Origin of the sequence: Enterobacter sp. DC4 (assembly GCF_000568095.1) — a bacterium.
Lineage (GTDB): Bacteria > Pseudomonadota > Gammaproteobacteria > Enterobacterales > Enterobacteriaceae > Enterobacter > Enterobacter pseudoroggenkampii.
This window is the reverse complement of record NZ_AZUB01000002.1, coordinates 156,933-183,403: the sequence shown is the minus strand read 5'-3', so window position 1 is coordinate 183,403 and position 26,471 is coordinate 156,933. Positions and strand designations below refer to the sequence as shown.

Sequence of the window (26,471 nt, the reverse complement as noted above, 5' to 3'; positions counted from 1 at the left end):
TTGAGCAAACAAAGACCCACACGCGGCAGGAAGTATGCCAGGGAGCAGGCAGATCTCGCCGCCTCACTGAAAGCGTCACCGGAGCTGAACTCATTCACCTTCGACGGCCCATGGCCGGTGAGTGGTGCCAGCGACCTGCTTGATAACATGTATTGCGCAGACAACGGGCGATACTACGAAACCCCCATTGACTGGTATGGCCTCGCCCGTCAGTTTGGCTATGCGAGCTGGCACCAGTCGGCGCTTTATTTCAAGCGCAACGTCCTTGCCGGATGCTTTATCCCGCACAAACTTCTTTCCCGCCAGGTGTTCTCCGCCTTCGCGCTGGACTGGTTTGTCTTCGGGAATGGCTATCTTGAGATGCGAAAAAACCGGCTTGGTGGTTCCTTTGGCTTTCGTCACTCGCTGGCGAAATACACACGCCGTGGTTCTGACCTGGACACTTACTGGTTTATTCAGGCCGGGCTACAGGATCACATGTTTTCAACGGGTTCGGTATGTCACGTTCTCAGCCCGGATATTCACCAGGAAATATACGGCATGCCTGAGTATTTCGCTGGCCTGCTGTCTGCAAACCTGTCCCATTCTGCTGACAAGTTCAGAAAGCTCTACTACGACAACGGCTCACACGCTGGCTGCATCGTCTACGTTAACAGCGCGATGGCCGACCAGGAGAGCCTTGATAAGCTCAAAAAGACGCTGACGGACACCCGGCGCGGCGGTGCGTTTAAGAACATCCTTCTGCACGCACCTAACGGCGGCAAAGACTCCGTGCAAATACTGCCATTCAGCCAGATATCGGCTAAGGATGAGTTTGTGGGGGTGAAGTCTTCCACCCGCGATGACATGCTGGCAGCGCACCGGGTACCGCCGCAACTGATGGGCGCCATTCCGGAAGGGAACGGTTCATTCGGTGATATTGAGAAAGCGGCCCGCGTGTTCGCCGTCAACGAGCTGACACCCTGCATGGAGGCCATGAAGCATGTTAACGACTGGCTGGGTGAGGAGGTGATTCGCTTCAACCCTTACGCATTGCTTGAGCCCACGAAGTGATCTCCTGGCCGCATCGTCATTTCTGGCGGTGCGGTACAACCCGCAGCACCATCATTTCCGGCCATATCGGCCACTCACGAAACACAAATAAATCACTCCCCCTACCAGACGCAGCCTGCGGGCTTCTGGCGCGACTTCTCTCGCGCTGCCGCTTCGTTCAACCATCAACATGAGCGCCCAGCAGGCGGCGAATGGCGAAGGATATGCCCCCCTGCCTGACCCCCTTTGCGCGCGCTTGCTCCCCCGCCTCGCCTGCGCGCTAAACCGACCTCTTTTTGTGCACTTTGTGCAGGCCTCCCAAGCCCCGCCAGCACTGGGACGGCATGGAAAAAACGCTGTTTCAAAAATTGTGCAAATTTGTGCACAACTTTGCGGCTCTTTGTCTGTTGAAGTTTTATATTTCTAATCGCTATGATGTAGTTGTCTCTTGGCTAAATGAGGGTAATAAAAAATGCGATTGACCGCACCTGTGAAGAAGTTCTCAGATGGTTTTAGTGAATGCGATGACATTTTTGGTCGAAAAAAGCTACATGACACAATCATGAGAGTAGTGACAAATGCTCCAGATAAAAGTTTAGTCCTCGCTCTTAATGACGAATGGGGTAATGGAAAAACTTCGTTTGTGAAAATGATGTCCTCAGAAATAATTAATAACGCCTCAGATAAATTCGATGTGATATATTTTGATGCTTTTGAAAATGACTATCAATCAGATCCTTTCGTTTCCCTAACATCAAAAATTTATTCACTCATAAAAAAAGATGAAGGGAAGCTAAAAAATCTTGGCCAAGAGTTATTAGCAATCGGTAAAAAATTAGGGGCCTCTTTTGCGCTTAATGGTGCTAAATTTGCTGTAAGCACTCTCACAAGTGGACTGGTTTCTGGAAGCACTTTAGAAAAAGCTAATGATGCTATAAATGACGCCATCTCATCACCTATAGAAGAATATATAGAGGAAAAAATAAAAAAAGCGAAAGTGAATTAGCCACAATTGAACAATTCAGAGAGTTATTAACTAAAATTCACACAAAAAGTGATAAAAAAGTTATATTTATAATAGATGAACTAGATAGAGCACGCCCAGACTTCGCCCTTGACCTACTAGAGAAGATAAAACATATTTTCTCTGTTGAAGGTTTCGTTTTCCTTCTGGTTGTTAATCGCGAACAATTTGAAAAGAGTATTGAATGCAGGTATGGGAATATTAATGCACGACTATACCTCAATAAGTTCATTCATTACTGGTTTACTCTACCAAAGAAAAGCATTTTTTCTGATGGATGTCAAGAAGGGTATGAGCGTTCAACGCTAACACAATATCTTTTAACTCTAGATAAAGGAAATAATTTACTTACAGGCAATGGATCTCTCGTAAAAACTCTAGCATACCTTCTAGAAGCAAATAACTGTTCGTTACGTGAAGCAGAGCGTTGCTATTCAACTTTTGCTGTTATGACTGAGCCACAGGAAATCAACTTCTATAGACACGATATATATTTAGTTGCTTTTGGATTGATTGCTTTCATAAAAGTATTCGACCAATCTCTGCTAATCGAAATCGGTCGTAAAAGTATAACCCTAGAAGATATCTTAGCCCGACTCTCAATATCAACAAGCATAATGAGCACCGCTGAAATTCATTATATTTTAATGTTGTTAAACTATCATCGTTCAACAGATGAACAGCTTTCGAAAGCTGAGATGAGGGAACGTTACGCATTCATGACAGGTATGACAGGAAGACGAGTTAAATGGTTCGAAACAATGTCCGAAAAGTTAGAGGGTTTTACTGTTAGTCGATAATCTTCTATGGCAACAAGCACGGCAACAACCAACCACATCGCACATAAGCCCCTCAGCAGCCCGCTTGAAGGGGCTTTTCTTTTGCCACAAATCACACAACAAACCGAAAACGAAGCAGGAGCGAAGTTCGGTGGCGCGAAAATCGCCCTCTTTTTATGCTGGCTGTCTAGACCTCGCCAACGCTGGGTAGGCATGGGAGAAATGTTGTTTCATTAATTGTTCTTTTTTGTGCAACTCTCACAGACCTCAACGTTATGAAACAATTGTCGTTTCGAAAATTGTCACAAAAAATGAACCACTTACACAGGATCTGCATCTTGAGATTTGTTTTTTTTATCGTGCGCATTAATTTGCGTCAGAATAGCCTCGCCTGTTTTCACTTCCATCAGAAGGTTAGATAAAGCTTGCTCAAGCTCCTGCTTGTTTGAACAAAATACCTTTTCGCCATTATATCTTATCGAACAAGGATACCCAGAGTCATCCTCTGACCACTCTGCAATCTCTATTCCGTTTTTACCTTCAACATCAAATATCGCGATTGCAGTATACTCCTCCCGCTTATGTCCTAAATTCAATTGCTGTGACAAAGCTATAAACGCCTGGGTTGCATAACTTTCATCTTTTCTATAAAGGCGAGTAAGCCCGAGACTAGCCTTATGATCGCTGATATCTTTAATTTGTTCATCTACGCTGCAAAATATTGAACGAATCTCATTTCTATTATTTTCAGCTTTTTGTGCAGCAGCGATTCCCGCAAGTAAAGAATCCTTAAAATCCTTCATATTAACGCCTCTCTATAGATGAAACTACTGGTAGATGATCAAATTTCGACTTTGAGCTATAAATAAATTTAATAAACGTCTCATCATAAAAAACCTCCGTATTAGCCTCATCAAGAAACCAATTGCCATCCCTCACAAAGCTTGAAGAAAATATCATCTGATCAAACGTTCGCCAACGATGAATTTCGTCTCCTTTATAGTAATATGTCCCGCACCCTTCGAACTCCTCATGTTCAGGGAACATTCTTCCATTTATTAAATGTCGCCAAAAAGGATTATACAAAAGCCTTGGTGATTTCTTTACTAGGTTTATATCCCTTGAGGCACATAATATATCTGTCAAACTTTTATTAAACGGCTCCTCGTTAAAGTCCCCAAGTATAATAACATTTTTTATATTCCTTTGTTCAATACTGGAAAGGACAGCATCCCTGAGAGCAACAGCTACGAAATGTTTTTTTGCAGAATCTTCTGGATCATACAAACGACTAGACCAATGAACCAAATACAGTGTAATTGGCTCACCTGTTTCTTTTATTCTAAAATCTATTTCCTGCCCGGCATATATTTTATTTTCCACATACGGCTTACTAATTATCTCTGAATTAGTTAACTCAAGAATATCAGATTTATAAAAAACACATAAATCGAATTTCTTTCTTCCATCCTTTATCGTTCCATCATACATAGAGAAGCCAAGTAGAGATACGTACTTGTAAATCAAAAGTACATCATCATCAGAGACCTCACATAGACATAGAACATCCACATCTTTAGATTTTATTAGACGCAACAATGTTAGAGATACATAATCTTTATGTTCATCACTAGCCATATTTTCTTTTGAGTACGGTGACATACTTGTGTTCCACCATGCGAAGGTGATTTTTTTCTTACTTTTTAATTCCATTCTCATAAATCCCCTGAGAAAAATAGAGACACCGTACATCTCAAGGGTACACTCTAAGAAGGTTACAAATGGACGTCAATAGTAGAATATGTACTAGCGCCCTTTTTGAGCGTCTTCTATTTCCGCTTCAAAACTCTCTTCCATCGAGTGATCAGGTCACTCACTGCTCTATACTCTGACGTTTTTTTACCTTGCTCCCCCGCGCGCCATGCCTTTACTTCTCGCAACTTGCCGTTGATCATCGCTAGTAACCCGCTACCTTTGCGAACGCGGGCACCTTCAGCTATCGACCTCACAACACCATCACTGACGAAAATTCTGCAACTACGCAACTGCGAGCCAATGCTGGCGATGGTTTCTTGGCTGACTCCGCCTTGTTTCGTTGCCTCTTTTTTCTGTACCTGCCGCAGTGCCGCTTCGGCTTTTTTCTTCTGGTATTCCGCAACTGCGGCGGCATAGTTATCTGCACGCCGCTCCGCTTCGGTCCACAACTGTTCGCGCCAACGCTGTTCTGCCTCTTCCGGTGTCAGACTCATATCTTTCGCAGCGGCCACTTTTGGCCCCCACGTCAACGCAGTTTCATCATCAACAGACGTGCGCAGGCCACGCGCGGTACGCTCGAAGGCTTGATCTGAGCTTTCGCGGCTAAAGTTTTTCAGTCTGCTGGTGATTTCCTGCCGCTGCTGGCGTGAATATCGGCGCAAATCTTCGATATTCAACGGAAGTTCTGTCATTTCACTGTCGGGGTGATCAATACCGGCATGTATCGTCGGTTTTGACGGTGCTGTACCATCTGGCACCACCACTTTTAATGGTGGTTTTTCGTCCGTTCCGGAGCGCCCCGTACAGTTATTGACAGAACTCCGAGGGGCCGCTGCGCGGCCTTCTAAGGTCAAAATCTCGACCGACGACGGCTTACGCTTCGGCACAATCTTGTAAGCGGTGGTACGGGTGAAAATGACTGATTCGCTGCCCGTATAAGGGCAATAAACGCCAGTAATTTTGGCGACCGTGTCACCATAATCATTGCCGTTTTCGGTGAATTCATAGTTAAGCCGAACGCGCAGGCAATCGCGCGCGACAAATGGCCCGCCCTGAGCGTTGGTATATCCCGGCCAGTCTGGCGCATCGGCTGCGGCGCGTGCCGCTTCCAGCTCCGGATGCAATACCAGCTCACGGTCACCTAACCGGCGCAGCTCCCGCCAGGTGGTCACCGGCGCGCCGCCAATCTGCTGAAACTGGCGGATATTCCATCGTGAAGCCCAGGCACGCACGCGCTTTGCCATATCCCTGACTGGCTGGCCTGACTCAAGATCAAGCTCACCATCCATGCCGTATCCATCGATATTTTTGGAAATGTATTTGGCGATGTAGCCCGTCGCCGAGCCAAATTGCTCGTCGATTGGCTTAACGGTAAAGCGGTGCTCCTGTGCCCCCGGCTCCTGCCCGTCTTCTCTCATGGCATGCTTACGGAAAATGGCTGTTGCATACTCCACCTCCTCAGGACGGAGGAAGAGCAGCAGGTGCCAGTGAGGGGTTCCATCGTGGTGTGGCTCTGCAACACGAAAACCAAACGTGCGGATACCTTCACGACTCCATTTGGCTCTGACGCGCGCCCAGACTTTGCAAAGGTATTTTTGCGTCTGTCGCGGGCTGGTGTGCTGGTACTTATCGTTTCGTCTGCCTGACTGGACATGCGTTGAGTGGTAACGCGACGGCGCTGTCAGCGTGTAGAACATGCCAACCAGCCCCATTTCATTCGCCATATCCTCAAACCCGCGCATGCGCACCATCAGCTCATGCCGCGCGATCTTCGGGTTGGAAACACTACCCATCACCTTATCCAGTAATGAGCTGCGCTCGCCGGTGTCCTGGTCTTCCAGCTCCATCGCCTGAAGGAATTCGAAGTTCGCTTTTTTCTGCGCCACCCATTCCCTGAAGCAGGGATCAGAGCAATATGGTGAAGCCACTTTGCTGACGTAGCCGGTCGCGATCATTAGATGTTCGCGCCAGCAGTCATGGATGCGGCGGATTTTGTTAAGCCACCATTTTTCGGAATGAAGTCTGCCAGCGGCACGCAGCGCCTCGTCGGCGTCCAGTTCTTCGTCGCAATAACGCGCCCATCCGGGGATCGCGATATTGAGCGTCGCCGCTTTGCTCGCTATAGCCCCGTACGCGTAAATCGACGAAAACTCGAGATCGGATGTTTGCTCATACTGAAAATCAAACTCGCGCATAAACTCGCTTTTCATCAAGTTCGCAAGCTTATACGCCAGTCTTTTCAGACGCTTTTTGTCCGCCCACGGCAGCAGGTGAAATTCATCACGCAGCGGAAGAAGAAGCGCCGGGAGCGTACTTTGTGGGAGGTATTGCGCGTTAACCGCATCAACACGGCGTAAGACATGACGCTCAAACGTACCGAACAGCCAACGCACGACGTCTTTTGGTTTGCTGCGTTCGAGGTTTTCAAGGTGCTGCGAGAATCGCTTACGGATAAACGCCGGGAGCGTTTGCACCCGGCGGCGGAGGTAGTTAGCGCGGCCATTTCGATCAAATGCCTCACGCGCATCGCCCTCGCGCGGGCGCAATGGTGCGCGGTAGACCGTATCAACCAGATCACCATAAGCGAGCGCCCTGCGCTCGCCTTTCGGTGTCAGATACTCAATGGCTGAACTTTCGGTTTTATGGGGGTTGATGGCCTGCCGTTTGGTATTCCATTCCCATGCTAAGGCGGTGAGACCTGACATACACCACCTAAACCGTCACTGTGTCACCGGGCTGAACCTGGCGAGCATCTTTTTCGGTATCACGGATAATGGTCGTACGGCTGTACCTGCCCCAGCTCAATACCTCCACCTCAACGATCCAGAAATGGCGGTATGGGCGAACGTCGAGCACGCGAGTGATCACTGCATCAACTGTGTTCATCGGGTGGCGACCTCCCGAATCTCTTCGATTGAGTCAAGCAGCAATCGACGGCGGATATGTTCGGCAAAGTGACGTTTGCCGGTGTCTTTCCGGTAGCACTCTGTTTTGCCGACTACCCACATGGATTCCGTCTGGTGCAGCTTCTTGCGCTGCGGGCCGTCTTTGGTAATAACGATGCCCGTATGAGTCTTTTTAATGGTCATCAGAAAGGCTCCTGCGTTTCACAGCCCTTGGCAGGGTCGAAGCCTAAAAACATCTCGCCGTAAGTCGCATTCCCCATTACCGGCCCACAATCCGGACAGCAACCACCGCCAGCACGATCGCAGCCATCACACACGCGAAGAACGCCAATAACCTCGCCAGCCATATCGCGGCTTTTGGCGCTCACAGAGCGGCGGACACTCAGGGAGTGAAGGTTGAAGGCGGAATAAATTTCGCGGGTATCAGGCGTGTCGCTGTTTGAGATGATCGAGCGGGTGGCGTACTGACGGTCAACAGCCACAAGAGCCGCTACCAGAGCGCGATGATCATCTAGGGTAAAGGGTTTGCCGTATGCGGTGAAATTGGCGGTGTCGCTCGCAGGGATATAGGGTGGGTCACAATAAATCACCGCGTCATGCGCGAGTTGCATAACGTCAGGGATAGATTGGCGGAAATCACTATGGATAAAGACCGCTTTTGTGTCGCTGGCCTTTTCGGCGAATAAGCGCATTTCCGCTTCAGGAAAGTAAGGTTCGGCATACTTACCGAATGGAACGTTGAATTCACCCTTCTGGTTAACGCGATACAGACCGTTATAGCCATGGCGATTCAGATACAGGAAATACGCGGCATAAAGCATTGCTGCGTCCGGATCGGAGTCAGCCTGGCGGGCCAGTGAATTGAACTCTGTGCGCCGTCTGTAGTATTCCTCCGCACTGTTTCCGCCTTTGAAAGCCCAGCGGCAGGCGGCAATAGCGTCTTCTTTGCGGCCGGTTAATTGTCGGAAAAAATTAATCAGCGCGATATTGCTGTCGCAGAGAACGTAGCGGCGGTAATCCGTGTTCATAAACACAGTTCCACTACCCACAAACGGCTCAATCAGACAATCCGCTTTCGGCAAATGCTTAAGCAACTGCGGCATAACGCGGGTTTTTCCTCCCGCCCATTTAATTGGCGATCTGATCATTTGCGAAACTCCTGGTTGTAGGTTTCATGGGTCATGAGTCGCCACTGAGCGCCGCCGTTCTTGCTAAGCAAGCGCCAGCGGCGGCCAATACGTATCACGAGATAGGCGTGCGGCTTGATGCGGGTGAAGTTGCGCTGACCACGTGAAAAACATTTCAGGGCGGCAATCGCCCTGGTGCATACAGGCAATGGCGCGCTGCAAACGACTGAAAGACGCGTATGCATGGCGGGCCTCACAGGGATTCAAAGTGAGGGCTGGTCAGACGCTGCCAGACCTCGCAAACCTGCTCTGCCCGATATACGGCATCGGTCAGCATGTAGGTTGCCGTCGAGCGGCGCGGGTGCGGTGTATATCCGGTGACACCGGCGATGTGGATTAACGTTGAGAGATAACGAATTTCGAAGGATGGCAGACGCGGGCCCATCTCATAGCGAGACAGAGCGTACGCAAGCTTAGTAACATCTGCGGAGTCTCCGGCGGTCCAGCAAATGAGGGTTTCATGTTTTGATGCCGTTTCACTAATAAACCGACATGCCCCCTCCACAGCTCCGGCCTCGCTACAGGTTGCGTGGATGATCTCTGCTCGCTGTGCTGAGTCCCCCTTCATGAGTTGGAAAACAGCCTCAGGATTAACGCTACCCACAGTTCTAATGTCGATTGCTCGATAGTATTGCGGTCCAATCTTCCCCGTTGATGGCTCGAAGAATACGCACTCAATTGCAAAGATCGGCGAGTCTGGGTCTTTCCCCAGCGCGCGAATATCTAACATGAAGTTATTCATTGTTTGCTACCCTCGTTAATGGTTAATTCGCGGCTTGCGATCCACCGCTCGACTGATGAATAAATCTCTTCTGGTGTGGCGCTTTCCTTTTTCAGCTGGCTGACAAAAATACGAAGCAACCCCAAAATGTGGGCGCGTTCGTGTTTTCGTGCGTTGGTGCTTATCTCTACAAACTCCGGATCACTTATTTCGCCATCCAGCTTTATTGACTTAACCGACATGCAACCTCCTGAAAAAGGCAAAACGAATCCCCGGCAAAATGAATGCCGTTAATTTAAGCCTGCTTAATTAGTGGTTAGGGCGAGGTTTTCTTTTAACCTGTTTAAACAACCTTTCGTGCCAGTAATAAAGAAAATCAATAAAGGTCATTCGCGCACGCTCGTGATTACCTCTAATTGTTTTCTCCAGCCCGTAAATAATCAGATCAATAGATGGGCTATCTGGTGCAACGATAATGCGATTTCCGTTTTTCAAAATTACGGTAAAACCCTGCTCCGCATTTTCTACCGCCTCGCGGATCAGCATTTCCCGTTCCCACGATGTTTTCTCTTCAGTAAACATGTAAGCCCCTTTCCTTGTTACAAGAGTTTTTTAAATGCTCTTGCCAGGGTAGCCAGCACGCCTTTATTTATCTTTTTTGTATAAATAAAAGGTTTGCTCATTCCCTTAACAAAACGAACCTTATTAGGCTCCGGCTTAAAGAAACGTCCGTCCGGGCATTCAATCCAGCCCCGCGTATTACGGTAGTGCGTAACCTGACAACCATTTTTCAGGAGGCTTGCAAATGATGGGATCTCTTCGTTCATATCGTATACCTGTTAAAGTTGCCCGCGTGCTTTGCGCACTTCTTCTTACCGGCGCGCTTTAAATTCTGATAAGGCTTTTTCTCTTTTCTGCCTAACCTTCTTACAGTGCAATCTGATTAGAAACTGAATCAGGCTTATTACTACAATTGAGAAAAATAGGAGCCCAACAATCATTTCAAGCTTCATTTCTTCCACCACTTCTTAGTTTATCAATTGTCTGTATTGCCTCTGCTAATGCAAAGTCTCTGCCGAAGTAGTTACCGTCATTTAAAACGCTATAGGCTCTCTGCATAGTGCGCGATCTTCTTGGACACATATGAATAGTGAATCCACGATAGACATAACTATGTCGACTAAGTTGAATGAGCTGATGCATGGTTATCCTGTTAACTGTTTGCAATAGCATCCTTGAGCATGGCTATCATATTTACTTCCACCTTGCCCCCCGTTAACTCTTTAGGTCTGATAATTATTCTTCCGTCACGAACCATTAGCCGACATGTTTCGAATGGAATCCCGGTTATCCTGGAATACTCCTTCAGAGATATATAAGGAGCTGCAACATTCATATTGATGGTTACGCCCGTCATTTTTACCTCGATTTCCGATGTTAATTACCAGGATGCTGTTGCGGCTCAGATTTCATGGATTCAAGGCCACGCAGAAAGACGATGCGTACCATGTTTGATGCTGAGCGGCACTCAGCCTCTGCCATGGCCTCAATTTCTGATCGTTCTTCAGGGGACAAACGCAGTGGCAAAGAACCGCCAGCTACGCTGTTTTTGGGCGTACGCGCCCGCTGTGTGTTTTGTACTTGTGTCATAGTGGTATATTGTGATCTGCTAAGTGTCTGTGATTTACATTCTGGTACTCAAACGAGTACCTGTCAAGGATTATTGAATGCAAACGAGTACAGGAGAACGTCTCAAAGAAGAGCGCGTACGCTTGGGACTGAGTCAGGCTGCGCTTGGCGAGATAGGTGGTGTTAGAAAACAAGCTCAGCTCAATTATGAAAAAGGAGAGCGAAATCCTGATTCCACATACCTTTCCGCAATAGCAAAATTTGGTGCGGATATCCAGTACATCGTTACAGGGATAAGGTCTGCGGAGAGCCTTTCTCCAGATGAGCAGGAGTTGATTAATCTATTTAGACAAGCTCCGCTAGCGGTCAAAGCAGCGGCGCTAGCAGCGTTAAACGCAGGCAATGCCGCTTCGGATTCAATAACTGTGTCTGGTAGTGGTAACCGAGTGGCTGGCAGGGATTACAACGAAAACAATAAATAGGGAAGCAGTATGGAAGTGAACTCCTCAGGAGATCAAAACCGGATAGCTGGACGCGACTTCACAGAAAACCGCGTTCAAATAGAAAAATTTGATGGTCGTCACACCATCAACATCGCGATCCCCTCAGATACTCATGACGAGCGGCCGCTCGTCAAGGCGCAAAGAAAAGAGCTGAATGCCCTTGTCGCGGCAGTCTCTGAGATCTCTAATTCTGAAGCATATGAAGTCTGGCAAAAAGTACATGCTGAGATTGGTGTTTCAAGTATCGAAGAGATGACCGTCAATCAATATCAGACAGCTGTTAGCTACCTGCAAGCAATGGCTGATCGCGGTAAAGACAAGGATGCGAGCAAGGCACTTGTTAGTTTACTGCTGCGTAACAGCACTGATAACGATTTGCGCCAAAAGTTAATCCGTTTCTGTCACGTGAATTTCGGGACCGGCAGACTGAATGATCTTACCCGGCCACAACTCCAAATGACTCTTTCCTGGCTCGATCAACAAACTCAAGCGGCATCGCACGTTACTGATGAGCTAACCACATCGAAGCTCAATTACATTGAGTTTTTAAAAACTTATCCGAAAGAAATTGCTGCCTGCTTTATTGCTGGCTTCCTTGTGGGTTCCTTTTTCTTTTAATTTTCTACACATGCATAGAGGTCTTGATATGAGTGAGCACTCTCGTTTCCATTACTTCAGTAACAGGGATAAAGCTTTCACTAATCTCATCAGTATCATTGATGGAATACTTAGTGATGGCGAAGTGACCCAAAAAGAAATGCTTTATCTCGATACCTGGCTACTTGAATCACAGGAAATAAGTGATAACTATTGCGTTAAAGCCATACGGCATCGCATAGCAGATGTTCTCTCTGACGGTGTCATCGATCCGACAGAAATGAAATTCCTCAAAGCAGACCTCATTAAAATACAGAAAGACTTAATCGACCTCCCTTATCTTCAACTCGACTCCATTGAATCAGACAGGCACTTGCTTGAAGGGTTATGCAAGGGGATCTTGGCTGATGCTCAGCTTAATGACGACGAAATCAAATATCTTCGATGGTTTTTATCAGTCAATGGAGCGCTCAAAAACAACTACCCCGGCAAGGAGCTCTACACCCTCGTAGAAGATATCCTTCGTGACGGTGAGATCACCGAAGATGAAAGAGCTCAACTTCGCCAGGCCCTTATCTCATTTACTGGATGCGATCTGGAATCAGGAATTGTGGATGGCCTATCGACTCAGCTCCCCATAGATACGATTGAATCTTTAAATCTTGCCGGAGCTAACGTTTGTCTGACAGGAGAATTTCTGCATGGTAAGCGCTCCGTGTGTGCTGAGGAGATCCGGAGTCATGGAGCTAATGTGATTGACAATATCACTCAGAAATTGGATTTCCTGATTGTAGGCACTCTGAGTTCAAAAGACTGGAGATACAAAGCACACGGTCGGAAAATTGAAAAGGCGGTGTCTTACAGGGATGAGAAAGGTATTCCGTTGAAGATAATCAGCGAGGAGCAATGGAAGAGCTTTTATAAATGACCGTACGTAAACTTCCCTCTGGCAAATGGCTGTTGCAATGCTTCCCATACGGACGTGATGGGAAACGCATACGTAAGCAATTTGCTACCAAAGGCGAGGCGCTCTCCTATGAGCGCCGTTTAATGAATAACTCTTTAAACCAGCCTGTAAATGACAATGCTGTGACTCTTTCGGCATTTGTTGAACGCTGGTACGAAATGCATGGCAAAACGCTCTCTTCTGGCGATGAGCGAAAAGTGAAGCTATTGGCTATTTGTGAGCGCCTCGGTGACCCCCTCGCCTCCCACTTCGATAAAAATACGTTTGCTGTATACCGCGAACGGCGCTTAAGCGGGGAGTGGAATCAGAAAGGCAAGAAGAAGTTAAGTGAAGCGACAGTAAACCGCGAGCAGTCATACCTGCATGCTGTATTCTCGGAGATGAAACGGCTGGGTGAGTGGGAAGGAGATAACCCGCTTTCAGGTATCAGGCAGTTTAAGGAAGGAGATCAGGAGCTGGCTTTTCTTTACGAGGAGGAGATTGATCGGCTACTTGAAGCTTGTGACCAGTCAGCAAACAAAGATTTGGGAATTATCGTGCGTATTTGCCTGGCCACAGGTGCACGCTGGAGTGAAGCGCAGGATTTAAAACAATCTCAAATTCTTCCCGGACGTCTGACCTTTACGCAGACCAAAAGCAAAAAAAACCGAACAGTACCCATTTCGCCGCAGTTACAAGAAATGCTTCCCAAAAAACGCGGTTCACTCTTCTCCCCGGCATATGAGGCATTCAAATCAGCACTTACGCGAGCCGGAATAGAGTTGCCTAAAGGTCAGCGCACCCATGTGCTCAGACATACCTTTGCCAGCCACTTTATGATGCGTGGAGGAAACATTCTTGTATTACAGCAAATTCTCGGGCATAGCACGATCATGATGACGATGAGATACGCTCACTTCGCTCCAAATCATCTTGATGCAGCCGTGGCACTCAACCCCTTTGATAATCGGGCAGAGAAAAATTAAAGGTGTGCTGCCATGCTGCTGCCATTTTGCTGCCACTACCTCAAATTGGAGACATAAAAAAACCACCTTACGGTGGTTTATACGACACTGCTTATCATTGATTTTATTCTACTTTTCCCATGGTAGCCGGAGTGGGACTTGAACCCACACAGCGCGAACGCCGAGGGATTTTAAATCCCTTGTGTCTACCGATTCCACCATCCGGCCAGGGAAGAAAGTGGAGGCGCGTTCCGGAGTCGAACCGGACTAGACGGATTTGCAATCCGCTACATAACCGCTTTGCTAACGCGCCGTAAAATCTTTAAAGCTGACACCCGCTACTGCGCATGTCTTTAATCTGGAGCGGGAAACGAGACTCGAACTCGCGACCCCGACCTTGGCAAGGTCGTGCTCTACCAACTGAGCTATTCCCGCATGCCATCAAGTAATTGTCTAACCACTTGATTTCATTATCGTCCGGCTGACTGTGCCGCCGTTCGATGCGTTGCATTCTACTGATATGACGTTATGAGTCAACGTTATTTTTTACATCCCCGGATCGTTTGCTGAAATTTACGGCGAAACGATCACTGATCAAGCAAATCCCCGCGCGCAGCGTTCAAATATTGAAGCATAGACCACAGGGTTAGCACTGCCGCGACCCACAGGAGGCCAATCCCCGCCCACTCAACCCAGGCGTTCGGACGCCAGAGCATCCAGACCAGCGCCGCCATTTGCGCCGTCGTTTTGACTTTACCAATCCACGAGACCGCTACGCTGCTGCGTTTCCCCAGCTCCGCCATCCACTCGCGCAGTGCAGAAATGATGATCTCACGGCCGATCATGGTTGCCGCAGGCAGCGTTACCCACCAGGTATGATAGTGCTCGGCCACCAGCACCATGGCGATAGCGACCATCACTTTGTCCGCCACCGGATCGAGGAAGGCACCGAAACGGGTGCTTTGATTCCAGCGGCGCGCCAGATAGCCATCAAACCAGTCTGTTACCGCTGCGATCAGGAAGAGCAATGCGCAGGCAAAAGGTGCCCAGACAACCGGCAGGTAAAACGCCAGCACAAAGAACGGGATGAGTACAACACGAAAAAGAGTGAGCAACGTAGGGATATTATATTGCATAGTGACGGTAACTATTTGTTGTCAGTAAAATTTAGCTCTATGTTGCTACAGAGCCCTCAATGTTTCAACGAGTAGTAGATCTTTTCTGCCAGCCCTTGCGAAATACCCGGCACTTTTGCAATTTCCTCCATGCTGGCGTTGAGTAATCCTTGCAATCCGCCCATATACTTCAGCAGCATCTGACGACGTTTTGGCCCCACGCCTTCGATCGTCTCCAGTGAACTGGTGTTTTTCACCTTCGCCCGTTTTTTGCGGTGACCGCTGATGGCGTGATCGTGCGATTCATCGCGAATATGCTGGATGACGTGCAGCGCCGGGGAGTCCGGTGGCAGACTGAAGCCCTCACCTTCCGGCTCGAAGAACAATGTCTCCAGCCCGGCCTTACGATCGGCCCCTTTTGCGACACCCAGCAGCAGCGGATGGTTTTTATCCCAGCTGACATCAAGCGACTCAAATACTGCTTTCGCCTGGCCGAGCTGCCCTTTCCCGCCGTCAATCAGGATCACATCCGGAATTTTGCTCTCCTCTATGGCTTTACCATAGCGACGGCGCAGCACCTGATTCATCGCCGCATAGTCATCACCCGGCGTGATCCCGGTGATGTTATAGCGGCGATACTCGGCGCGCAGTGGGCCATTCGCATCAAACACCACGCAGGACGCTACCGTCTGTTCCCCCATCGTATGACTGATGTCGAAACACTCCATCCGTTTCACTTCCGGAAGCTTCAGCAGCGCCGCCAGGGCCGTTAAACGCTGGTGCACCGTCGACTGCTGCGACAGCTTAGTGGTGAGTGCCGTCGCCGCGTTGGTTCGCGCCAGCTTGAGATAACGCGCACGATCGCCGCGCGGTTTGGTTTGAACATTCACCCGGCGGCCCGCCAGTTCAGAGAGCGAATCGGCCAGCAGGGTTTTATCGTCAAGATTAAAATCGAGCAGGATCTCAGAAGGCAACGTGCGCATCTGGCTCCCCTGCAGATAGAACTGGCCGACAAAGGTTTCCACCACTTCACCCAGCTCGGTACCGCCAGGGACCTTCGGAAAATAGCTGCGGCTGCCGAGCACTTTCCCCTGTCGAATGAAAAGAACGTGCACGCAGGCCATCCCGGCGTCAAAGGCGACGCCGATGACATCAAGATCGTCACCGGTATTCGAGACAAACTGTTTCTCTGTAACTCTGCGCACCGCCTGAATCTGGTCGCGAATACGCGCTGCCTCTTCGAACTCCAGAGCAGCGCTGGCTTTTTCCATCCGCGCGATCAGCTGCGTTAAGACCTGATCGTCTTTTCCGGCTAAGAACAGGCGCACATAATCCACCTGCTGGGCATACTCTTCTTCACTCACCAGTCCGGCCACGCACGGTCCCAGGCAGCGGCCAATCTGGTACTGCAGGCACGGGCGCGAGCGGTTACGGTAAACGCTGTTTTCACACTGGCGGATCGGGAAGATTTTTTGCAGCAGCGCCAGCGTTTCGCGCACGGCATAACCGTTAGGGAACGGCCCGAAATATTCACCCTTCGCATGTTTTGCCCCGCGATGCATGGCGAGGCGCGGATGGGTGTCGCCGCTCAGAAAGATAAACGGGTAGGATTTATCATCCCGCAACAGGACGTTATAGCGCGGCTGGTAGAGCTTAATATAGTTGTGCTCAAGCAGCAGCGCTTCTGTCTCTGTATGCGTGACGGTAACATCAATATTCTGAATGAGTGAGACCAGCGCTTCGGTCTTACGGGAGGCCAGGTTGCTGCGAAAATAGCTGGAAAGGCGTTTTTTAAGATCTTTTGCCTTCCCCACATAGATAACCGTACCGCCAGCGTCATACATGCGATAGACGCCAGGCTGGCTGGTTACGGTTTTCAGAAATGCTTTTGAATCGAACACATCACTCACTGACTTAACAACGTCTCCGCATTACACAAACCATGTCGGATGGCCAGATGCGTCAGTTCGACGTCACCATGAATGTTCAGTTTACTGAACATCCGATAACGATAGCTGTTTACCGTTTTCGGGCTGAGATTCAGCTGTTCCGAGATCTCATTCACCTTCTGACCTTTGGTGATCATCAGCATAATCTGCAATTCACGCTCGGACAAACTGGCAAACGGTGATTCGGTTTTCTCGGGCTCAATCTGACTCAGCGCCATCTGCTGAGCGATGTCGGACGCAATATAACGCTGTCCGGCAAACACGGAACGGATAGCATTGACGACTTCCTGCGGTGCAGCACCTTTACTCAGGTAACCCGCGGCCCCCGCCTGCATCACTTTCGCGGGCAGTGGATTTTCGGTATGCACGGTCAGCATGATGACTTTGGTGTCTACAAAGGTACGCGCGATTTTGCGTGTTGCCTCAAGACCACCGATACCGGGCATGTTCATATCCATCAGCACCACATCGGCGGAGTTAGTACGGCACCATTTTACCGCATCTTCACCACAGCATGCCTCACCGGCAACTTTAATACCTTTAATATCTTCAAGAATGCGTCGTATCCCTGCGCGCACCAGTTCGTGGTCATCAACAAGAAGGACGTTGATCAAAGGAAATGTCTCCAGAATAGGGATAACGCTACTGAGTGATAATTTGGTTTATATTAACGGTTTTCATGACAAGATTAAAACGTTAAAAAACCGGCTATTCGATTTTGCTCTCGTTTTTGGAAATTAGCCTGTACAGGCGGTGGAAAGAGAGGCCGTGTTTTTAGGGCTCTTGCGGCTTTTTTTAATCATCTGTATTCAAAAAGTTACAAAAAACTTGCAGGCTTTCCCTGCAAAAAAAACAGTTCTCAAATTTTTGTAACAATAATTAACGGCAAGCGAGTCGGGCATAAGCAATTAATAGCCTGTAACAGCGCTTCAGTTTACCGGTACGTTCTGTTTACGCAATTAAACATCCACGTAAAAGTACGAAAAACAACCGCTGCATTTTTTGCTTCAGCTTGTGGTATACTCCGCCGCCTTGACTTTCGTCGTCGCGCTTTAGCGCCGTTTAATAATGAGGAAAATAAATGAGCACACCTGAATTTGCCACTGCGGAGAATAACCAGGAACTGGCACAGGAAGTAAACTGCCTGAAAGCACTGCTGACGCTGATGCTGCAGGCGATGGGCCAGGCTGATGCTGGTCGTGTGATCATTAAAATGGAAAAACAAATCGCGGAGATGGAAGACCAGGCTGAATCAGCGGTATTTGCTAACACCGTTAAGCAAATCAAGCAAGCGTACCGCCAGTAACAAAAAACGGCTGGATGCAGTGCATTCAGCCGTTCGCTCGTCTGTCACGCAGAACGTTTTACGGAGTCAGATCAGTCCCGTTGCCGCCGCATAGCATGCGATCTGGGTCTTATTGGGCGCGTTAAATTTCTTCTGCATATTCTTCTGATGGAAGTTAACGGTATTCTCTGAGATCGAGAGAATGATCGCTATTTCCGCTGACGTCTTCCCTTCCGCAGTCCATTTCAGAATTTCACGTTCGCGCTTGCTGAATTTCATTTCGGGTGGCATGACCATCTCATGGTCAAAACGCATCAGAGAGGTTAAGGCCATTTGCACCAGCATTTGCAACCGCAGTTCTATTTCCTCATGGGATAATGGCCCTTCCTGTACACGTGTACGAGAAACAGAGAGGAAGCCGAGCGCATGATTCGGGAGCATCAGGCACTGCGTTATTCCCGCGCGTAAACCGTGGTCCTGGGCGCTATGCCATAATTCCTGCGCCTCAGCGAATAATGCGTCTGTCCAGGGGAGATGCCCCTGAATGAAATTCTCCGCTTTTAAAACCGGATCGATCGCGAAATAGTTCGCGGATTGATATTGCGCCATCCACAGCTTGGGGTAAGTGGTTTGCAGGGAGATCTTAGGGCGGGTAAATGGCACGGGATGGCGCACGCAGAGCGCGTAATAATCGAATTCCAGCGCCTGAGTTTGTCGCTCCAGCTCCTGATATACCTCGGCGGCACAGGTCAACTCCTGAAACCGGAGGGAGCAATCCCGTCGCCAGGTGAAAAAGTCTAAATCCTTCATACTTACTAAATGAAGCCTCTGAACAGATAATCATTATTATGGTGAATATAAGCTAACACAGAAAACTTTTTTCTAACCACAAAATATCGGCAATAGCACAATTAACTTTACTATCGATAAGGTTTACCCGAGCCGGATGGAATAAAAAAACAGAGGCCTTCAGAAAGAGGGAGAATAATTTGCTCCAGGGTAATTTTCTGGAGCAAATGCGTGCAAAAATGCTACTGCATAAGGAATTTTTCAAGGAACTGACGGGTTCGCGGCTGTTGAGGGTTGGCGAATAAGCTTTTCGCCGGCCCCTGCTCCACAATCCGCCCCTGATCCATGAAGATGGCTCTGTCAGCAACATCGCGGGCGAAGCTCATCTCATGCGTCACGATCACCATCGTCCGTTTTTCCTGCGCCAGCTGGCGAATGGTGTTCAGCACCTCACCCACCAGTTCCGGATCGAGCGCTGAAGTCGGTTCATCAAACAGGATCACGTCCGGGCGCATCGCCAGCGCGCGCGCTATCGCCACGCGCTGCTGTTGCCCTCCCGACAGACGCCGCGGATAACTGGTCTCTTTCCCCGCCAGCCCGACTTTGGCCAGCAGCTCGCGAGCGCGCACCGTCGCTTCCTCTTTAGGCTCACCTTTAACGATAACCGGCCCTTCAATAATGTTCTCCAGCACCGTACGGTGCGGGAAGAGGTTGAAGTTCTGGAAAACGAAGCCGACATGCTGGCGCAGACGGCGAATCAACCCTTTCTGCTGGCTGATAGATTTCCCGGTATCAATCGTTATCTCCCCGACCCGGATGGTACCACCTTCCGGCTGTTCAAGCAGGTTAATGCTGCGCAGCAGCGTGGTTTTCCCTGAGCCGCTAGGCCCAATGATTGCCACCACTTCGCCCTGCTCGACTTCCAGATCGATCCCGTGGAGCACCGTTTGACCGTGGAATTTTTTCACCAGGTTTTTGACGTCGATAGCACTCATTTTGGATCACGCTCCTGGCGGTTAAGCTGGTTTTCGAAATAGTTTTGCAGGGCAGACAGCACCGTCGCCATCACCCAGTAAATCAGCGAGGCAGCCAGATACATAGTAAAAACTTCAAGCGTACGGGAGGTGATGAGCTGTGCCTGACGGAACAGCTCCGGTACCTGAATCGTTGCCGCCAGGGAAGTATCTTTCACCAGACTGATGAAGCTGTTGCTCAGCGGTGGAAGCGCCACGCGCGCCGCCTGCGGCAGAATGGCCCGGCGAAGCGTCTGCCATGGCGTCATCCCGATACTGGCCGCCGCTTCCCACTGGCCTTTGTCAATGGAGGAGATGGCCGCACGCAGGGTTTCAGAGGTATACGCCGCAGTATTGAGCGACAGACCAATCATCGCTGCGGGAATCGGATCCAGCTCGATACCAAACTGCGGTAAGCCGTAGTAGATCATAAAGAGCTGGGCGATAAGCGGCGTACCGCGAAAGACGGAGATATAAAAACGCGCCAGCCAGCGCACCGGCAGGATGGGTGACATGCGCATTAAGGCCAGCACAAATCCCAGTACCAGCCCGAAGAACATCCCGCCGATACTGAGCTGTAACGTAAATACCGCACCTTTCAGCAGATACGGCAGAGAATCAATAACCAGTTGAATACTTTCTTGCATTATTATTTTTCGACCTGACTTTTAGACATGAGGATGGTAGGCAAACAGCGCAGGCGCCCCGCCTGTATGGACAAATAAAATCGGCCCTTCATCCTTAAAGCGTTTCTGCGCAATGCCATCAATCAGTCCGGCCATCGCTTTGCCGGTATACACCGGATCGAGCAGTATCCCCTCGAGGCGGGCCAGCAGTTTCACCGCTTCCATGCCCTCTTCGTTCGGCGTGCCGTAACCCGGCGCAAAATAGTCATCCCAGAGCAGAATATCGGCCTTTGCCTTCAGCTCCAGCTGCGCGGCGACCGCCTGCTGTAAAGTGACCACTTTTGGCTTCTGATCCGCGACGCTGCGGGACACCGTCACGCCAATCAGCTCGACGTCCGGCAGCAGTTGCTCCAGCCCTACCGCCAGCCCGGCATGCGTGCCTGCACTGCCGGACGCGACAACCACGGAGGAGAGGCCCACCGCGCCCTCGCACTGTTGGGCAATTTCAAGCGCACTTTCCACATACCCCAGCGCGCCCAGCGCATTCGAACCGCCAACAGGGATAACGTAGGGGCGGAAACCCTGCGCTTCCAGACGCGTCGCCAGCTCATCGAGCTGGGCGGTCGGGTCGGTCAACGCATCCACCATTTCGACCTGTACATTAAACAGGTCCAGCAGCAGACGGTTACCGTTGGTGAGATAGTTTTCTGCCCGCGTGCCAATCGGGTTTTCCAGCAATGCCACGCAATGGAGTCCGAGCTTTGCCGCCACTGCCGCCGTCTGACGAACGTGGTTGGACTGGATAGCCCCGGCAGTGATGAGCGTATCCGCGCCCTCGCGCAGGGCGTCCGCCGCCAGAAACTCCAGCTTACGCAGCTTATTGCCCCCCATCGCCATGGGCGTCACGTCATCACGCTTAATAAAAATATCGCGCCCTAAATAATCAGAAAATCGCGGCAGGTACTCCAGCGGCGTCGGCGCGCCGATAAACTCCAGGCGAGGAAAGCGCGTTAAATTCTGTAGTGACATGGGTTCTCCGGTAACTCTGACAAAATGTGATATTTTTCATTATGCACGCAGACGCGAAAGAAATAAAAAAGGCGCTTTTAAAAGCGCCTTTTTTTACGTCAGAAACTTATTTCGTGACGTCTGCACCGAACCACTTCTCGGAGAGCGCTTTCAGGCTTCCGTCTTTTTGCATGTCAGCAATCGCGGAATCAATCGCTTTGACCAGGTCTTCGTTACCTTTACGCACGGCCACGCCTGATTCCTGACGAGAGAACGCATCACCCGCTACCGCCAGGGTGTTGTTGGTTTTCTTCACCAGATCCAGCGCTGCCAGGCGGTCAACCAGAATGGCGTCGATACGGCCCACGCGCAGATCCTGGTATTTCGTCGGGTCATCATCATAGGTGCGGATATCCACGCCCTGCACGTTCTGGCGCAGCCACTCTTCATAGTTAGTCCCCAGACCAACACCGACTTTCTTCCCTTTCAGGTCTGCGGCAGTTTTAATCCCGCCTTCGTTGCCTTTCTTCACCAGCGCCTGAATACCGGACACGGTGTACGGCGTAGAGAAGTCATACTTCTTCTTACGCTCGTCAGAAATGGTCACCTGATTAATCACCACATCAATACGTTTGGAATCCAGCGACGCCAGCATACCGTCCCATTTGGTCGGTTTCAGTGACGCTTTAACGCCGAGGTGCTTCGCCAGCTCTTCAGCAAACTCCACTTCGAAACCGGTCAGCTTACCGTCATCGCCCTGGAAGCTGAACGGAGGATAGGTTCCTTCCAGCCCGACCAGCAGCGTACCGCGCTCTTTTACTTTATTCAGCAGGTTTTCTGCGGCGAACGTTTTCACGCTCATGCCTGCAACCAGCGCAACGGCCATAACACCCATCAGCGCCTGACGACCCAGAAGTGCAAATTTCATAAATACCCCGATATAGTGGAATTTTTACGTAGTGTAGAGAAATCGCCTGCAACGTCAAAGGCGACTGCGCTACATCTTATTCTTTTTTAATATATATCAGAAGTTGTTCCGGCGTGGGCTTTCTGCTTTATGGCACCCGGCATTTGTACCTTGTATTGCGCATACTTGCGCAGCGCAATTCGGTAGTTATTGGTGCTGGTCGCAGGCAGCCACGGCTCCAGATTTTCATCCAGATAACCGGTTTTCAGCAGATCGCGAGAAATATTGTTTACGGTCAGATGTTGCCCAAGGCGACGCAAGCGAACCACATATTCGCGAACGGTGCCGTGGCTCATCTCCGTTTGTTCAAACAGGAATTGCTTGAAGCCGATGATGTCGAAGAAGTCGCTTTGCTCTTTGCAGTGGAGATCCCCACAGAAACGGCAAAGCGCCACCCACTCTTTTTGCTCTTCGAGCCATGCTGCTTCGTCCATCAACGTGTCGAGACGCGAAATCGCAATCTTATTGACGATTTCGCCCCGGCGAACCAGCGTGATACGATCGAGTAACTTGTTACAGTGGGCGCAATGCGTCTGGCTGTGTTTAAAGTCTTTCAGGTAGCGGCTTAAAGGCCGTCTTTTAGATTGCTGCACCGTCATGATAACTCCTGGTTGTCAATACGTTGTGCGGCATTTTTCAGGTGAATCAATCACCTATAACTTACCCAGCTTGGTTCGTAAGCGTTTAATGGCCTGGCTGTGCAGCTGGCTCACCCGCGACTCTCCCACCTCCAGAACAGCGCCAATCTCTTTGAGGTTAAGCTCTTCCTGGTAATAAAGGGTCAATACCAGCTGTTCGCGTTCAGGCAGAGCTTCAATAGCCTCCATGACGCGCTGGCGTAAATTCCCTTCCATTAAATGGTGTAACGGGTTTTCTTGCTGGTGCTCATCCGTCACCAGCTCGATGCTATCGCCATGCTCTTCACGCCACTCGTCATAAGAGAAGAGTTGGCTATTATTGGTATCGAGCAACATCTGACGATACTCTTCAACAGCAATGCCAAGACGTTCCGCCACTTCGGTTTCCGTTGCGTTACGTCCCAGTTCCTGTTCCAGCTGCCCCATCGCATGCGCCACTTCGCGCGCGTTGCGGCGAACACTGCGCGGCACCCAGTCGCGGCTGCGCAGCTCGTCCAGCATCGCACCACGAATACGCTGAACTGCGTAAGTCGTAAATGCCGTTCCTTGCAGAGCGTCGTATCGGTCAACTGCATTCAATAACCCGATACCGCCCGCCTGTAGCAGATCGTCGAGTTCCACGCTCGCCGGCAAGCGCACCTGGAGGCGCAATGCTTCGTGACGCACCAGCGGGACATAACGCTGCCACAGCGAGTGTTTATCCATTACACCTTCAGCGGTATAGAGTGAATTCACGATAAACAGCCCTGCGTTAGTTGAGTTATCGGCATGATTATCCGATTCTGCAGGGCGTTCAATTGGATGAAAAAGGGGGATAAAATGAGGTTATTCTGAGGTTGCCCACAACAGGGGCAACTTTTCTGCCTAAATTAACAGTTGTAACAATGAAAGATCGTCGCCCAGTTTGACGCTATCTATATGTTGATGAAAGAGCTTTCCCGCTTCCTGATTATGCTGGCTAAGGGAGTGGAAGCTGTAAATAACATCAATAATATTATCTTGTTCAATTTTTCCCGCCACGAGAGCCTGACCGGCAAGTAACGTTTTCAGGAAATAGAACTCCGCAACGATTAAATAAAGATTATTCAACATGCTGCGGCCATTGTTCTGTGGGAAGCCCTGCTCCCAGAGTTTGTATTTAAAAAAGTTCTTAAATAAATGGTCATTGGTCGCCAGGTAACTGCCCGCCACATCGCGCCAGACGGACTCGATGTTCTCCATGACCTTCTCTGCCGGTACGGCATCACCGACAGATTCGAACTGTTGATAAAGCTGAGTAAAATAACGGTTTAATACCGCGCCGCCGCGAGCGGTCGCTTTCTTCGTAAAGTAGCTCTGGATAAGCGAAATTAACGCGAATTTCAGGCTGTAGTTCTGATTAAACCCGCCCAGTTCCGTTTTGATTTTACCGCTCACCAGTTCGTTAACCAGTGAGAAATAAACCGTTTCAAGCGTGCCGATATTCTCTTCGAGATTCTCGAGCTTTTCAGCCACCATGAGGAATTTCACCACGGCGTAAACCTGCTCTTCAACGCAGACCGCTTCAACGCTGAAAAGGTTCTGGCAGAAGAGATTGATGACCTTTGCTTTTAAATCAATCATTGGCGCAGTATTGACGTCCTGCTGGACAATGACAGATTCCATCATCGACATAGACTCCCGATCGTTCAACAGAAGTCGGGTCACTTCCGGACACGAGAGGTTCAGCGATTTTTCGATTTCATTTTTATAGACCCGGTTTGTTCGTGGAAACGACGAACAGGTTGGGCTTAACGCCTGCGCGCCCATGGCGCTATGAATAGAACAGAGTTTTTCCGTATCCATAAACGGGCAGTTTTTACTTTCCGTATGGAAAATCACTTCGCCCCAGTTGCCATACTGTTTTTTGGTAACTTTTATCGCCGTTTTCGCCGTATGACGAATGGCGGCATTTTTGCTGTTCAGGTAACGGTTAACGGAGGATTTATCAAACGCGATGGTCCAGCCCTGACAACAATGTTCACGGCATTCCCCACCGACACATGAAAAATCTGCGACCAGCTTTGGTTGAGTGACACTGATTTGTTTCACAGGCGGATTCTCAAATAGCAGAGATAAAAAAACCCCGCCGAAGCGGGGTTTCACGCGTAATATTAACGCAGCAGAGACAGAACGGTCTGTGGAACCTGGTTTGCCTGAGACAGAACAGAAGTACCAGCCTGCTGCAGGATCTGCGCGCGGGACATGTTGGAAACTTCAGTTGCGTAGTCAGCGTCCTGGATACGGGACTGAGCAGCAGACAGGTTGTTAGAGGTGTTGTTCAGGTTGTTGATTGCAGAAGTGAAGCGGTTCTGCACAGCACCCAGACCAGAACGTGCTTTATCAACGGTAGCGATAGCTTTGTCGATGGTGTTCAGGTCAGTAGCGGTCATTGCTTTCAGGTCGATAGCGTTCACGCCCAGAGTAGTAGAGTCAGCTTTAGCGCCGCTCAGATCCAGGTTGATGGTGTCGCCGTCGTTAACGCCAACCTGAATTTTAACCACACCAGCAGTACCTGCAGTGCCGTCCAGCAGTTTGATGCCGTTGAAGTCAGTTTTGCCCGCAACACGGTCGATTTCAGCCAGACGAGCGGTAACTTCATCCTGCAGAGAAGCCAGGTCAGATGCGCTGTTGGTGCCGTTGCTTGCCTGAACAGCCAGTTCACGAACACGCTGCAAGTTGTTGTTGATTTCGTTCAGAGAACCTTCAGCAGTCTGCGCCATGGAGATACCGTCGTTGGCGTTACGTGCAGCCTGGGTCATCCCTTTGATCTGAGCGGTCATGCGGTTTGCAATCGCCTGGCCAGCAGCATCGTCTTTCGCGCTGTTAATACGCAGACCGGAAGACAGACGCTCGATAGCAGTGCCCAGAGAAGACTGAGATTTGTTCAGGTTGTTCTGAGTGGTCAGGGACAACAGGTTAGTATTGATAACTGCCATAATTTTGTTTCCTTCAAAAATTGGGTTTTAGGTCCGGTGCCTAACACTCACAGCGTCTCTCACCGTCAACAAGGTTATCG

Annotated in this window: 34 protein-coding genes, 3 tRNA genes and 1 pseudogene; 10 read left to right on the top strand and 28 right to left on the bottom strand. The window is 49.7% G+C overall.

What is annotated here, in order from left to right:
• The 4 genes from P349_RS17355 (at nt 1) to P349_RS26245 (ending at nt 3,072) form a co-directional block, all read left to right on the top strand.
• Nucleotides 1–1,053, top strand: a complete 1,053-nt coding sequence (locus tag P349_RS17355) for a phage portal protein (RefSeq protein ID WP_032646284.1) — start codon at nt 1–3, stop codon at nt 1,051–1,053.
• Nucleotides 1,054–1,504: 451 nt separating this feature from the next.
• Nucleotides 1,505–2,038: a P-loop NTPase fold protein gene (locus P349_RS17360; RefSeq protein ID WP_032646285.1), complete on the top strand. Its 534-nt coding sequence runs from the start codon at nt 1,505–1,507 to the stop codon at nt 2,036–2,038.
• Nucleotides 1,984–2,856, top strand: a complete 873-nt coding sequence (locus P349_RS27010; RefSeq protein ID WP_081758197.1) for a P-loop NTPase fold protein — start codon at nt 1,984–1,986, stop codon at nt 2,854–2,856. Before P349_RS17360 ends, P349_RS27010 begins: the two co-directional genes overlap by 55 nt.
• Nucleotides 2,857–2,862: 6 nt before the next feature.
• Nucleotides 2,863–3,072, top strand: coding sequence for a hypothetical protein (locus tag P349_RS26245; protein ID WP_152540055.1), 210 nt, complete (start codon nt 2,863–2,865; stop codon nt 3,070–3,072).
• Between the two features lie 83 nt (nt 3,073–3,155).
• Here the strand turns inward: P349_RS26245 and P349_RS17365 are convergent, their stop codons facing one another.
• The 13 genes from P349_RS17365 to P349_RS26750 all read right to left on the bottom strand — a co-directional run bounded on the left by P349_RS17365 (nt 3,156) and on the right by P349_RS26750 (nt 10,821).
• Nucleotides 3,156–3,638: a hypothetical protein gene (locus tag P349_RS17365; RefSeq protein ID WP_032646288.1), complete on the bottom strand. Its 483-nt coding sequence runs from the start codon at nt 3,636–3,638 to the stop codon at nt 3,156–3,158.
• A gap of 1 nt (nt 3,639) precedes the next feature.
• Entirely contained in the window at nt 3,640–4,548 is a 909-nt protein-coding gene (locus tag P349_RS17370; protein WP_193745655.1) for an endonuclease/exonuclease/phosphatase family protein, read from the bottom strand.
• A 116-nt stretch (nt 4,549–4,664) separates the two neighbouring features.
• Nucleotides 4,665–7,295, bottom strand: a complete 2,631-nt coding sequence (locus P349_RS17375) for a replication endonuclease (protein ID WP_032646290.1) — start codon at nt 7,293–7,295, stop codon at nt 4,665–4,667.
• A gap of 7 nt (nt 7,296–7,302) precedes the next feature.
• The gene (locus tag P349_RS26610; protein ID WP_001098742.1) at nt 7,303–7,476 is read right to left on the bottom strand and encodes a hypothetical protein; all 174 of its coding nucleotides are present in this window, start codon (nt 7,474–7,476) and stop codon (nt 7,303–7,305) included.
• Nucleotides 7,473–7,679: a hypothetical protein gene (locus P349_RS17380; RefSeq protein ID WP_032646291.1), complete on the bottom strand. Its 207-nt coding sequence runs from the start codon at nt 7,677–7,679 to the stop codon at nt 7,473–7,475. The genes P349_RS26610 and P349_RS17380 overlap by 4 nt, the downstream gene beginning before the upstream one ends.
• Nucleotides 7,679–8,644 (bottom strand): DNA adenine methylase, encoded by a 966-nt coding sequence (locus P349_RS17385; RefSeq protein WP_032646292.1) that lies wholly within the window; start codon nt 8,642–8,644, stop codon nt 7,679–7,681. Before P349_RS17385 ends, P349_RS17380 begins: the two co-directional genes overlap by 1 nt.
• Entirely contained in the window at nt 8,641–8,868 is a 228-nt protein-coding gene (locus tag P349_RS17390; RefSeq protein WP_032646293.1) for a ParE family toxin-like protein, read from the bottom strand. The genes P349_RS17385 and P349_RS17390 overlap by 4 nt, the downstream gene beginning before the upstream one ends.
• Before the next feature lie 8 nt (nt 8,869–8,876).
• The gene (locus P349_RS17395; RefSeq protein WP_032646295.1) at nt 8,877–9,425 is read right to left on the bottom strand and encodes a 3'-5' exonuclease; all 549 of its coding nucleotides are present in this window, start codon (nt 9,423–9,425) and stop codon (nt 8,877–8,879) included.
• Nucleotides 9,422–9,646, bottom strand: coding sequence for a hypothetical protein (locus tag P349_RS17400; protein ID WP_032646296.1), 225 nt, complete (start codon nt 9,644–9,646; stop codon nt 9,422–9,424). The genes P349_RS17395 and P349_RS17400 overlap by 4 nt, the downstream gene beginning before the upstream one ends.
• A 67-nt stretch (nt 9,647–9,713) precedes the next feature.
• Nucleotides 9,714–9,986, bottom strand: coding sequence for a hypothetical protein (locus P349_RS17405; protein ID WP_023305085.1), 273 nt, complete (start codon nt 9,984–9,986; stop codon nt 9,714–9,716).
• 17 nt (nt 9,987–10,003) lie between these two features.
• Nucleotides 10,004–10,231, bottom strand: a complete 228-nt coding sequence (locus tag P349_RS17410) for a phage filamentation protein Fil family protein (protein ID WP_032646297.1) — start codon at nt 10,229–10,231, stop codon at nt 10,004–10,006.
• 175 nt (nt 10,232–10,406) lie between these two features.
• On the bottom strand, nt 10,407–10,607 hold the full coding sequence (locus P349_RS25230; protein WP_071995283.1) for a DUF4761 family protein: 201 nt from the start codon (nt 10,605–10,607) through the stop codon (nt 10,407–10,409).
• 10 nt (nt 10,608–10,617) lie between these two features.
• The gene (locus tag P349_RS26750) at nt 10,618–10,821 is read right to left on the bottom strand and encodes a hypothetical protein (RefSeq protein WP_008500353.1); all 204 of its coding nucleotides are present in this window, start codon (nt 10,819–10,821) and stop codon (nt 10,618–10,620) included.
• A 310-nt stretch (nt 10,822–11,131) separates the two neighbouring features.
• Here P349_RS26750 and P349_RS0124185 point away from each other — a divergent pair, with 310 nt between their 5' ends.
• From P349_RS0124185 to P349_RS17430, 4 genes are read left to right on the top strand one after another with little or no spacing between them, the layout of a single operon-like run.
• On the top strand, nt 11,132–11,515 hold the full coding sequence (locus P349_RS0124185) for a helix-turn-helix domain-containing protein (RefSeq protein ID WP_032646298.1): 384 nt from the start codon (nt 11,132–11,134) through the stop codon (nt 11,513–11,515).
• 9 nt (nt 11,516–11,524) lie between these two features.
• Nucleotides 11,525–12,154, top strand: a complete 630-nt coding sequence (locus tag P349_RS17420) for a membrane protein (RefSeq protein ID WP_032646299.1) — start codon at nt 11,525–11,527, stop codon at nt 12,152–12,154.
• A 28-nt stretch (nt 12,155–12,182) separates the two neighbouring features.
• Nucleotides 12,183–13,061 (top strand): BRCT domain-containing protein, encoded by an 879-nt coding sequence (locus P349_RS17425; RefSeq protein WP_032646300.1) that lies wholly within the window; start codon nt 12,183–12,185, stop codon nt 13,059–13,061.
• The gene (locus P349_RS17430) at nt 13,058–14,065 is read left to right on the top strand and encodes a phage integrase (protein WP_032646302.1); all 1,008 of its coding nucleotides are present in this window, start codon (nt 13,058–13,060) and stop codon (nt 14,063–14,065) included. The genes P349_RS17425 and P349_RS17430 overlap by 4 nt, the downstream gene beginning before the upstream one ends.
• A 120-nt stretch (nt 14,066–14,185) precedes the next feature.
• Here P349_RS17430 and P349_RS17435 read toward each other — a convergent pair.
• The 6 genes from P349_RS17435 to uvrY form a co-directional block, all read right to left on the bottom strand.
• Nucleotides 14,186–14,272: transfer RNA gene (locus P349_RS17435), tRNA-Leu, on the bottom strand.
• Between the two features lie 11 nt (nt 14,273–14,283).
• A tRNA-Cys gene (locus P349_RS17440) sits at nt 14,284–14,357 on the bottom strand.
• Nucleotides 14,358–14,403: 46 nt separating this feature from the next.
• Nucleotides 14,404–14,479: transfer RNA gene (locus tag P349_RS17445), tRNA-Gly, on the bottom strand.
• A 152-nt stretch (nt 14,480–14,631) separates the two neighbouring features.
• Nucleotides 14,632–15,180: a CDP-diacylglycerol--glycerol-3-phosphate 3-phosphatidyltransferase gene (pgsA, locus tag P349_RS17450; protein WP_023336158.1), complete on the bottom strand. Its 549-nt coding sequence runs from the start codon at nt 15,178–15,180 to the stop codon at nt 14,632–14,634.
• Nucleotides 15,181–15,236: 56 nt separating this feature from the next.
• The gene (gene uvrC, locus P349_RS17455) at nt 15,237–17,069 is read right to left on the bottom strand and encodes an excinuclease ABC subunit UvrC (RefSeq protein WP_024909772.1); all 1,833 of its coding nucleotides are present in this window, start codon (nt 17,067–17,069) and stop codon (nt 15,237–15,239) included.
• Nucleotides 17,066–17,722 carry a UvrY/SirA/GacA family response regulator transcription factor gene (gene uvrY / locus P349_RS17460; RefSeq protein WP_013096026.1) on the bottom strand — a complete coding sequence of 219 codons (657 nt, stop codon included), beginning with the start codon at nt 17,720–17,722 and terminating at the stop codon, nt 17,066–17,068. The genes uvrC and uvrY overlap by 4 nt, the downstream gene beginning before the upstream one ends.
• Before the next feature lie 373 nt (nt 17,723–18,095).
• Here uvrY and P349_RS27005 point away from each other — a divergent pair.
• Both P349_RS27005 and P349_RS17465 read left to right on the top strand, forming a co-directional pair.
• Nucleotides 18,096–18,164, top strand: a pseudogene (locus P349_RS27005) (hypothetical protein); the annotation flags it as partial.
• A 25-nt stretch (nt 18,165–18,189) separates the two neighbouring features.
• Entirely contained in the window at nt 18,190–18,414 is a 225-nt protein-coding gene (locus P349_RS17465) for a DUF2594 family protein (RefSeq protein WP_008500345.1), read from the top strand.
• 66 nt (nt 18,415–18,480) lie between these two features.
• Here the strand turns inward: P349_RS17465 and sdiA are convergent, their stop codons facing one another.
• From sdiA to P349_RS17510, 9 genes are all read right to left on the bottom strand, one after another.
• Entirely contained in the window at nt 18,481–19,203 is a 723-nt protein-coding gene (gene sdiA, locus P349_RS17470; RefSeq protein WP_024909771.1) for a transcriptional regulator SdiA, read from the bottom strand.
• Nucleotides 19,204–19,424: 221 nt separating this feature from the next.
• Nucleotides 19,425–20,177 (bottom strand): L-cystine ABC transporter ATP-binding protein TcyN, encoded by a 753-nt coding sequence (tcyN, locus tag P349_RS17475; RefSeq protein ID WP_032646304.1) that lies wholly within the window; start codon nt 20,175–20,177, stop codon nt 19,425–19,427.
• Nucleotides 20,174–20,842, bottom strand: a complete 669-nt coding sequence (gene tcyL, locus P349_RS17480) for a cystine ABC transporter permease (RefSeq protein ID WP_014884380.1) — start codon at nt 20,840–20,842, stop codon at nt 20,174–20,176. The genes tcyN and tcyL overlap by 4 nt, the downstream gene beginning before the upstream one ends.
• A 21-nt stretch (nt 20,843–20,863) precedes the next feature.
• Complete coding sequence (dcyD, locus tag P349_RS17485) at nt 20,864–21,850, bottom strand: D-cysteine desulfhydrase (RefSeq protein ID WP_032646305.1); 987 nt, start codon at nt 21,848–21,850, stop codon at nt 20,864–20,866.
• A 106-nt stretch (nt 21,851–21,956) separates the two neighbouring features.
• Entirely contained in the window at nt 21,957–22,757 is an 801-nt protein-coding gene (gene tcyJ, locus P349_RS17490) for a cystine ABC transporter substrate-binding protein (protein WP_023336163.1), read from the bottom strand.
• Nucleotides 22,758–22,843: 86 nt separating this feature from the next.
• Complete coding sequence (gene fliZ / locus P349_RS17495; RefSeq protein ID WP_008500339.1) at nt 22,844–23,395, bottom strand: flagella biosynthesis regulatory protein FliZ; 552 nt, start codon at nt 23,393–23,395, stop codon at nt 22,844–22,846.
• Nucleotides 23,396–23,449: 54 nt separating this feature from the next.
• Nucleotides 23,450–24,169 (bottom strand): RNA polymerase sigma factor FliA, encoded by a 720-nt coding sequence (locus P349_RS17500; protein WP_014170714.1) that lies wholly within the window; start codon nt 24,167–24,169, stop codon nt 23,450–23,452.
• A gap of 129 nt (nt 24,170–24,298) precedes the next feature.
• A complete protein-coding gene (gene fliB, locus P349_RS17505) occupies nt 24,299–25,504 on the bottom strand; it encodes a flagellin lysine-N-methylase (RefSeq protein WP_032646306.1) in 1,206 nt (401 codons plus the stop codon).
• 62 nt (nt 25,505–25,566) lie between these two features.
• On the bottom strand, nt 25,567–26,391 hold the full coding sequence (locus tag P349_RS17510) for a flagellin N-terminal helical domain-containing protein (protein ID WP_023312294.1): 825 nt from the start codon (nt 26,389–26,391) through the stop codon (nt 25,567–25,569).
• Nucleotides 26,392–26,471: the final 80 nt, after the last annotated feature.

Bases quoted from the DNA above. Each gene is read 5' to 3' on its own strand.
- P349_RS17385 (WP_032646292.1), bottom strand. From the start codon at position 8,644: ATGATCAGATCGCCAATTAAATGGGCGGGAGGAAAAACCCGCGTTATG.
- P349_RS17405 (WP_023305085.1), bottom strand. From the start codon at position 9,986: ATGTTTACTGAAGAGAAAACATCGTGGGAACGGGAAATGCTGATCCGC.
- P349_RS26245 (WP_152540055.1), top strand. From the start codon at position 2,863: ATGGCAACAAGCACGGCAACAACCAACCACATCGCACATAAGCCCCTC.
- P349_RS0124185 (WP_032646298.1), top strand. From the start codon at position 11,132: ATGCAAACGAGTACAGGAGAACGTCTCAAAGAAGAGCGCGTACGCTTG.
- P349_RS17465 (WP_008500345.1), top strand. From the start codon at position 18,190: ATGAGCACACCTGAATTTGCCACTGCGGAGAATAACCAGGAACTGGCA.
- tcyJ (WP_023336163.1), bottom strand. From the start codon at position 22,757: ATGAAATTTGCACTTCTGGGTCGTCAGGCGCTGATGGGTGTTATGGCC.
- P349_RS17380 (WP_032646291.1), bottom strand. From the start codon at position 7,679: ATGACCATTAAAAAGACTCATACGGGCATCGTTATTACCAAAGACGGC.
- tcyL (WP_014884380.1), bottom strand. From the start codon at position 20,842: ATGCAAGAAAGTATTCAACTGGTTATTGATTCTCTGCCGTATCTGCTG.
- P349_RS17510 (WP_023312294.1), bottom strand. From the start codon at position 26,391: ATGGCAGTTATCAATACTAACCTGTTGTCCCTGACCACTCAGAACAAC.
- P349_RS17365 (WP_032646288.1), bottom strand. From the start codon at position 3,638: ATGAAGGATTTTAAGGATTCTTTACTTGCGGGAATCGCTGCTGCACAA.
- P349_RS17390 (WP_032646293.1), bottom strand. From the start codon at position 8,868: ATGCATACGCGTCTTTCAGTCGTTTGCAGCGCGCCATTGCCTGTATGC.
- P349_RS17410 (WP_032646297.1), bottom strand. From the start codon at position 10,231: ATGAACGAAGAGATCCCATCATTTGCAAGCCTCCTGAAAAATGGTTGT.
- P349_RS17400 (WP_032646296.1), bottom strand. From the start codon at position 9,646: ATGTCGGTTAAGTCAATAAAGCTGGATGGCGAAATAAGTGATCCGGAG.
- P349_RS17370 (WP_193745655.1), bottom strand. From the start codon at position 4,548: ATGGAATTAAAAAGTAAGAAAAAAATCACCTTCGCATGGTGGAACACA.
- P349_RS17375 (WP_032646290.1), bottom strand. From the start codon at position 7,295: ATGTCAGGTCTCACCGCCTTAGCATGGGAATGGAATACCAAACGGCAG.
- P349_RS17430 (WP_032646302.1), top strand. From the start codon at position 13,058: ATGACCGTACGTAAACTTCCCTCTGGCAAATGGCTGTTGCAATGCTTC.
- fliZ (WP_008500339.1), bottom strand. From the start codon at position 23,395: ATGACGGTGCAGCAATCTAAAAGACGGCCTTTAAGCCGCTACCTGAAA.
- P349_RS25230 (WP_071995283.1), bottom strand. From the start codon at position 10,607: ATGCATCAGCTCATTCAACTTAGTCGACATAGTTATGTCTATCGTGGA.
- P349_RS26750 (WP_008500353.1), bottom strand. From the start codon at position 10,821: ATGACGGGCGTAACCATCAATATGAATGTTGCAGCTCCTTATATATCT.
- pgsA (WP_023336158.1), bottom strand. From the start codon at position 15,180: ATGCAATATAATATCCCTACGTTGCTCACTCTTTTTCGTGTTGTACTC.
- P349_RS17395 (WP_032646295.1), bottom strand. From the start codon at position 9,425: ATGAATAACTTCATGTTAGATATTCGCGCGCTGGGGAAAGACCCAGAC.
- P349_RS17360 (WP_032646285.1), top strand. From the start codon at position 1,505: ATGCGATTGACCGCACCTGTGAAGAAGTTCTCAGATGGTTTTAGTGAA.
- P349_RS26610 (WP_001098742.1), bottom strand. From the start codon at position 7,476: ATGAACACAGTTGATGCAGTGATCACTCGCGTGCTCGACGTTCGCCCA.
- P349_RS17425 (WP_032646300.1), top strand. From the start codon at position 12,183: ATGAGTGAGCACTCTCGTTTCCATTACTTCAGTAACAGGGATAAAGCT.
- P349_RS17420 (WP_032646299.1), top strand. From the start codon at position 11,525: ATGGAAGTGAACTCCTCAGGAGATCAAAACCGGATAGCTGGACGCGAC.
- sdiA (WP_024909771.1), bottom strand. From the start codon at position 19,203: ATGAAGGATTTAGACTTTTTCACCTGGCGACGGGATTGCTCCCTCCGG.
- tcyN (WP_032646304.1), bottom strand. From the start codon at position 20,177: ATGAGTGCTATCGACGTCAAAAACCTGGTGAAAAAATTCCACGGTCAA.
- dcyD (WP_032646305.1), bottom strand. From the start codon at position 21,850: ATGTCACTACAGAATTTAACGCGCTTTCCTCGCCTGGAGTTTATCGGC.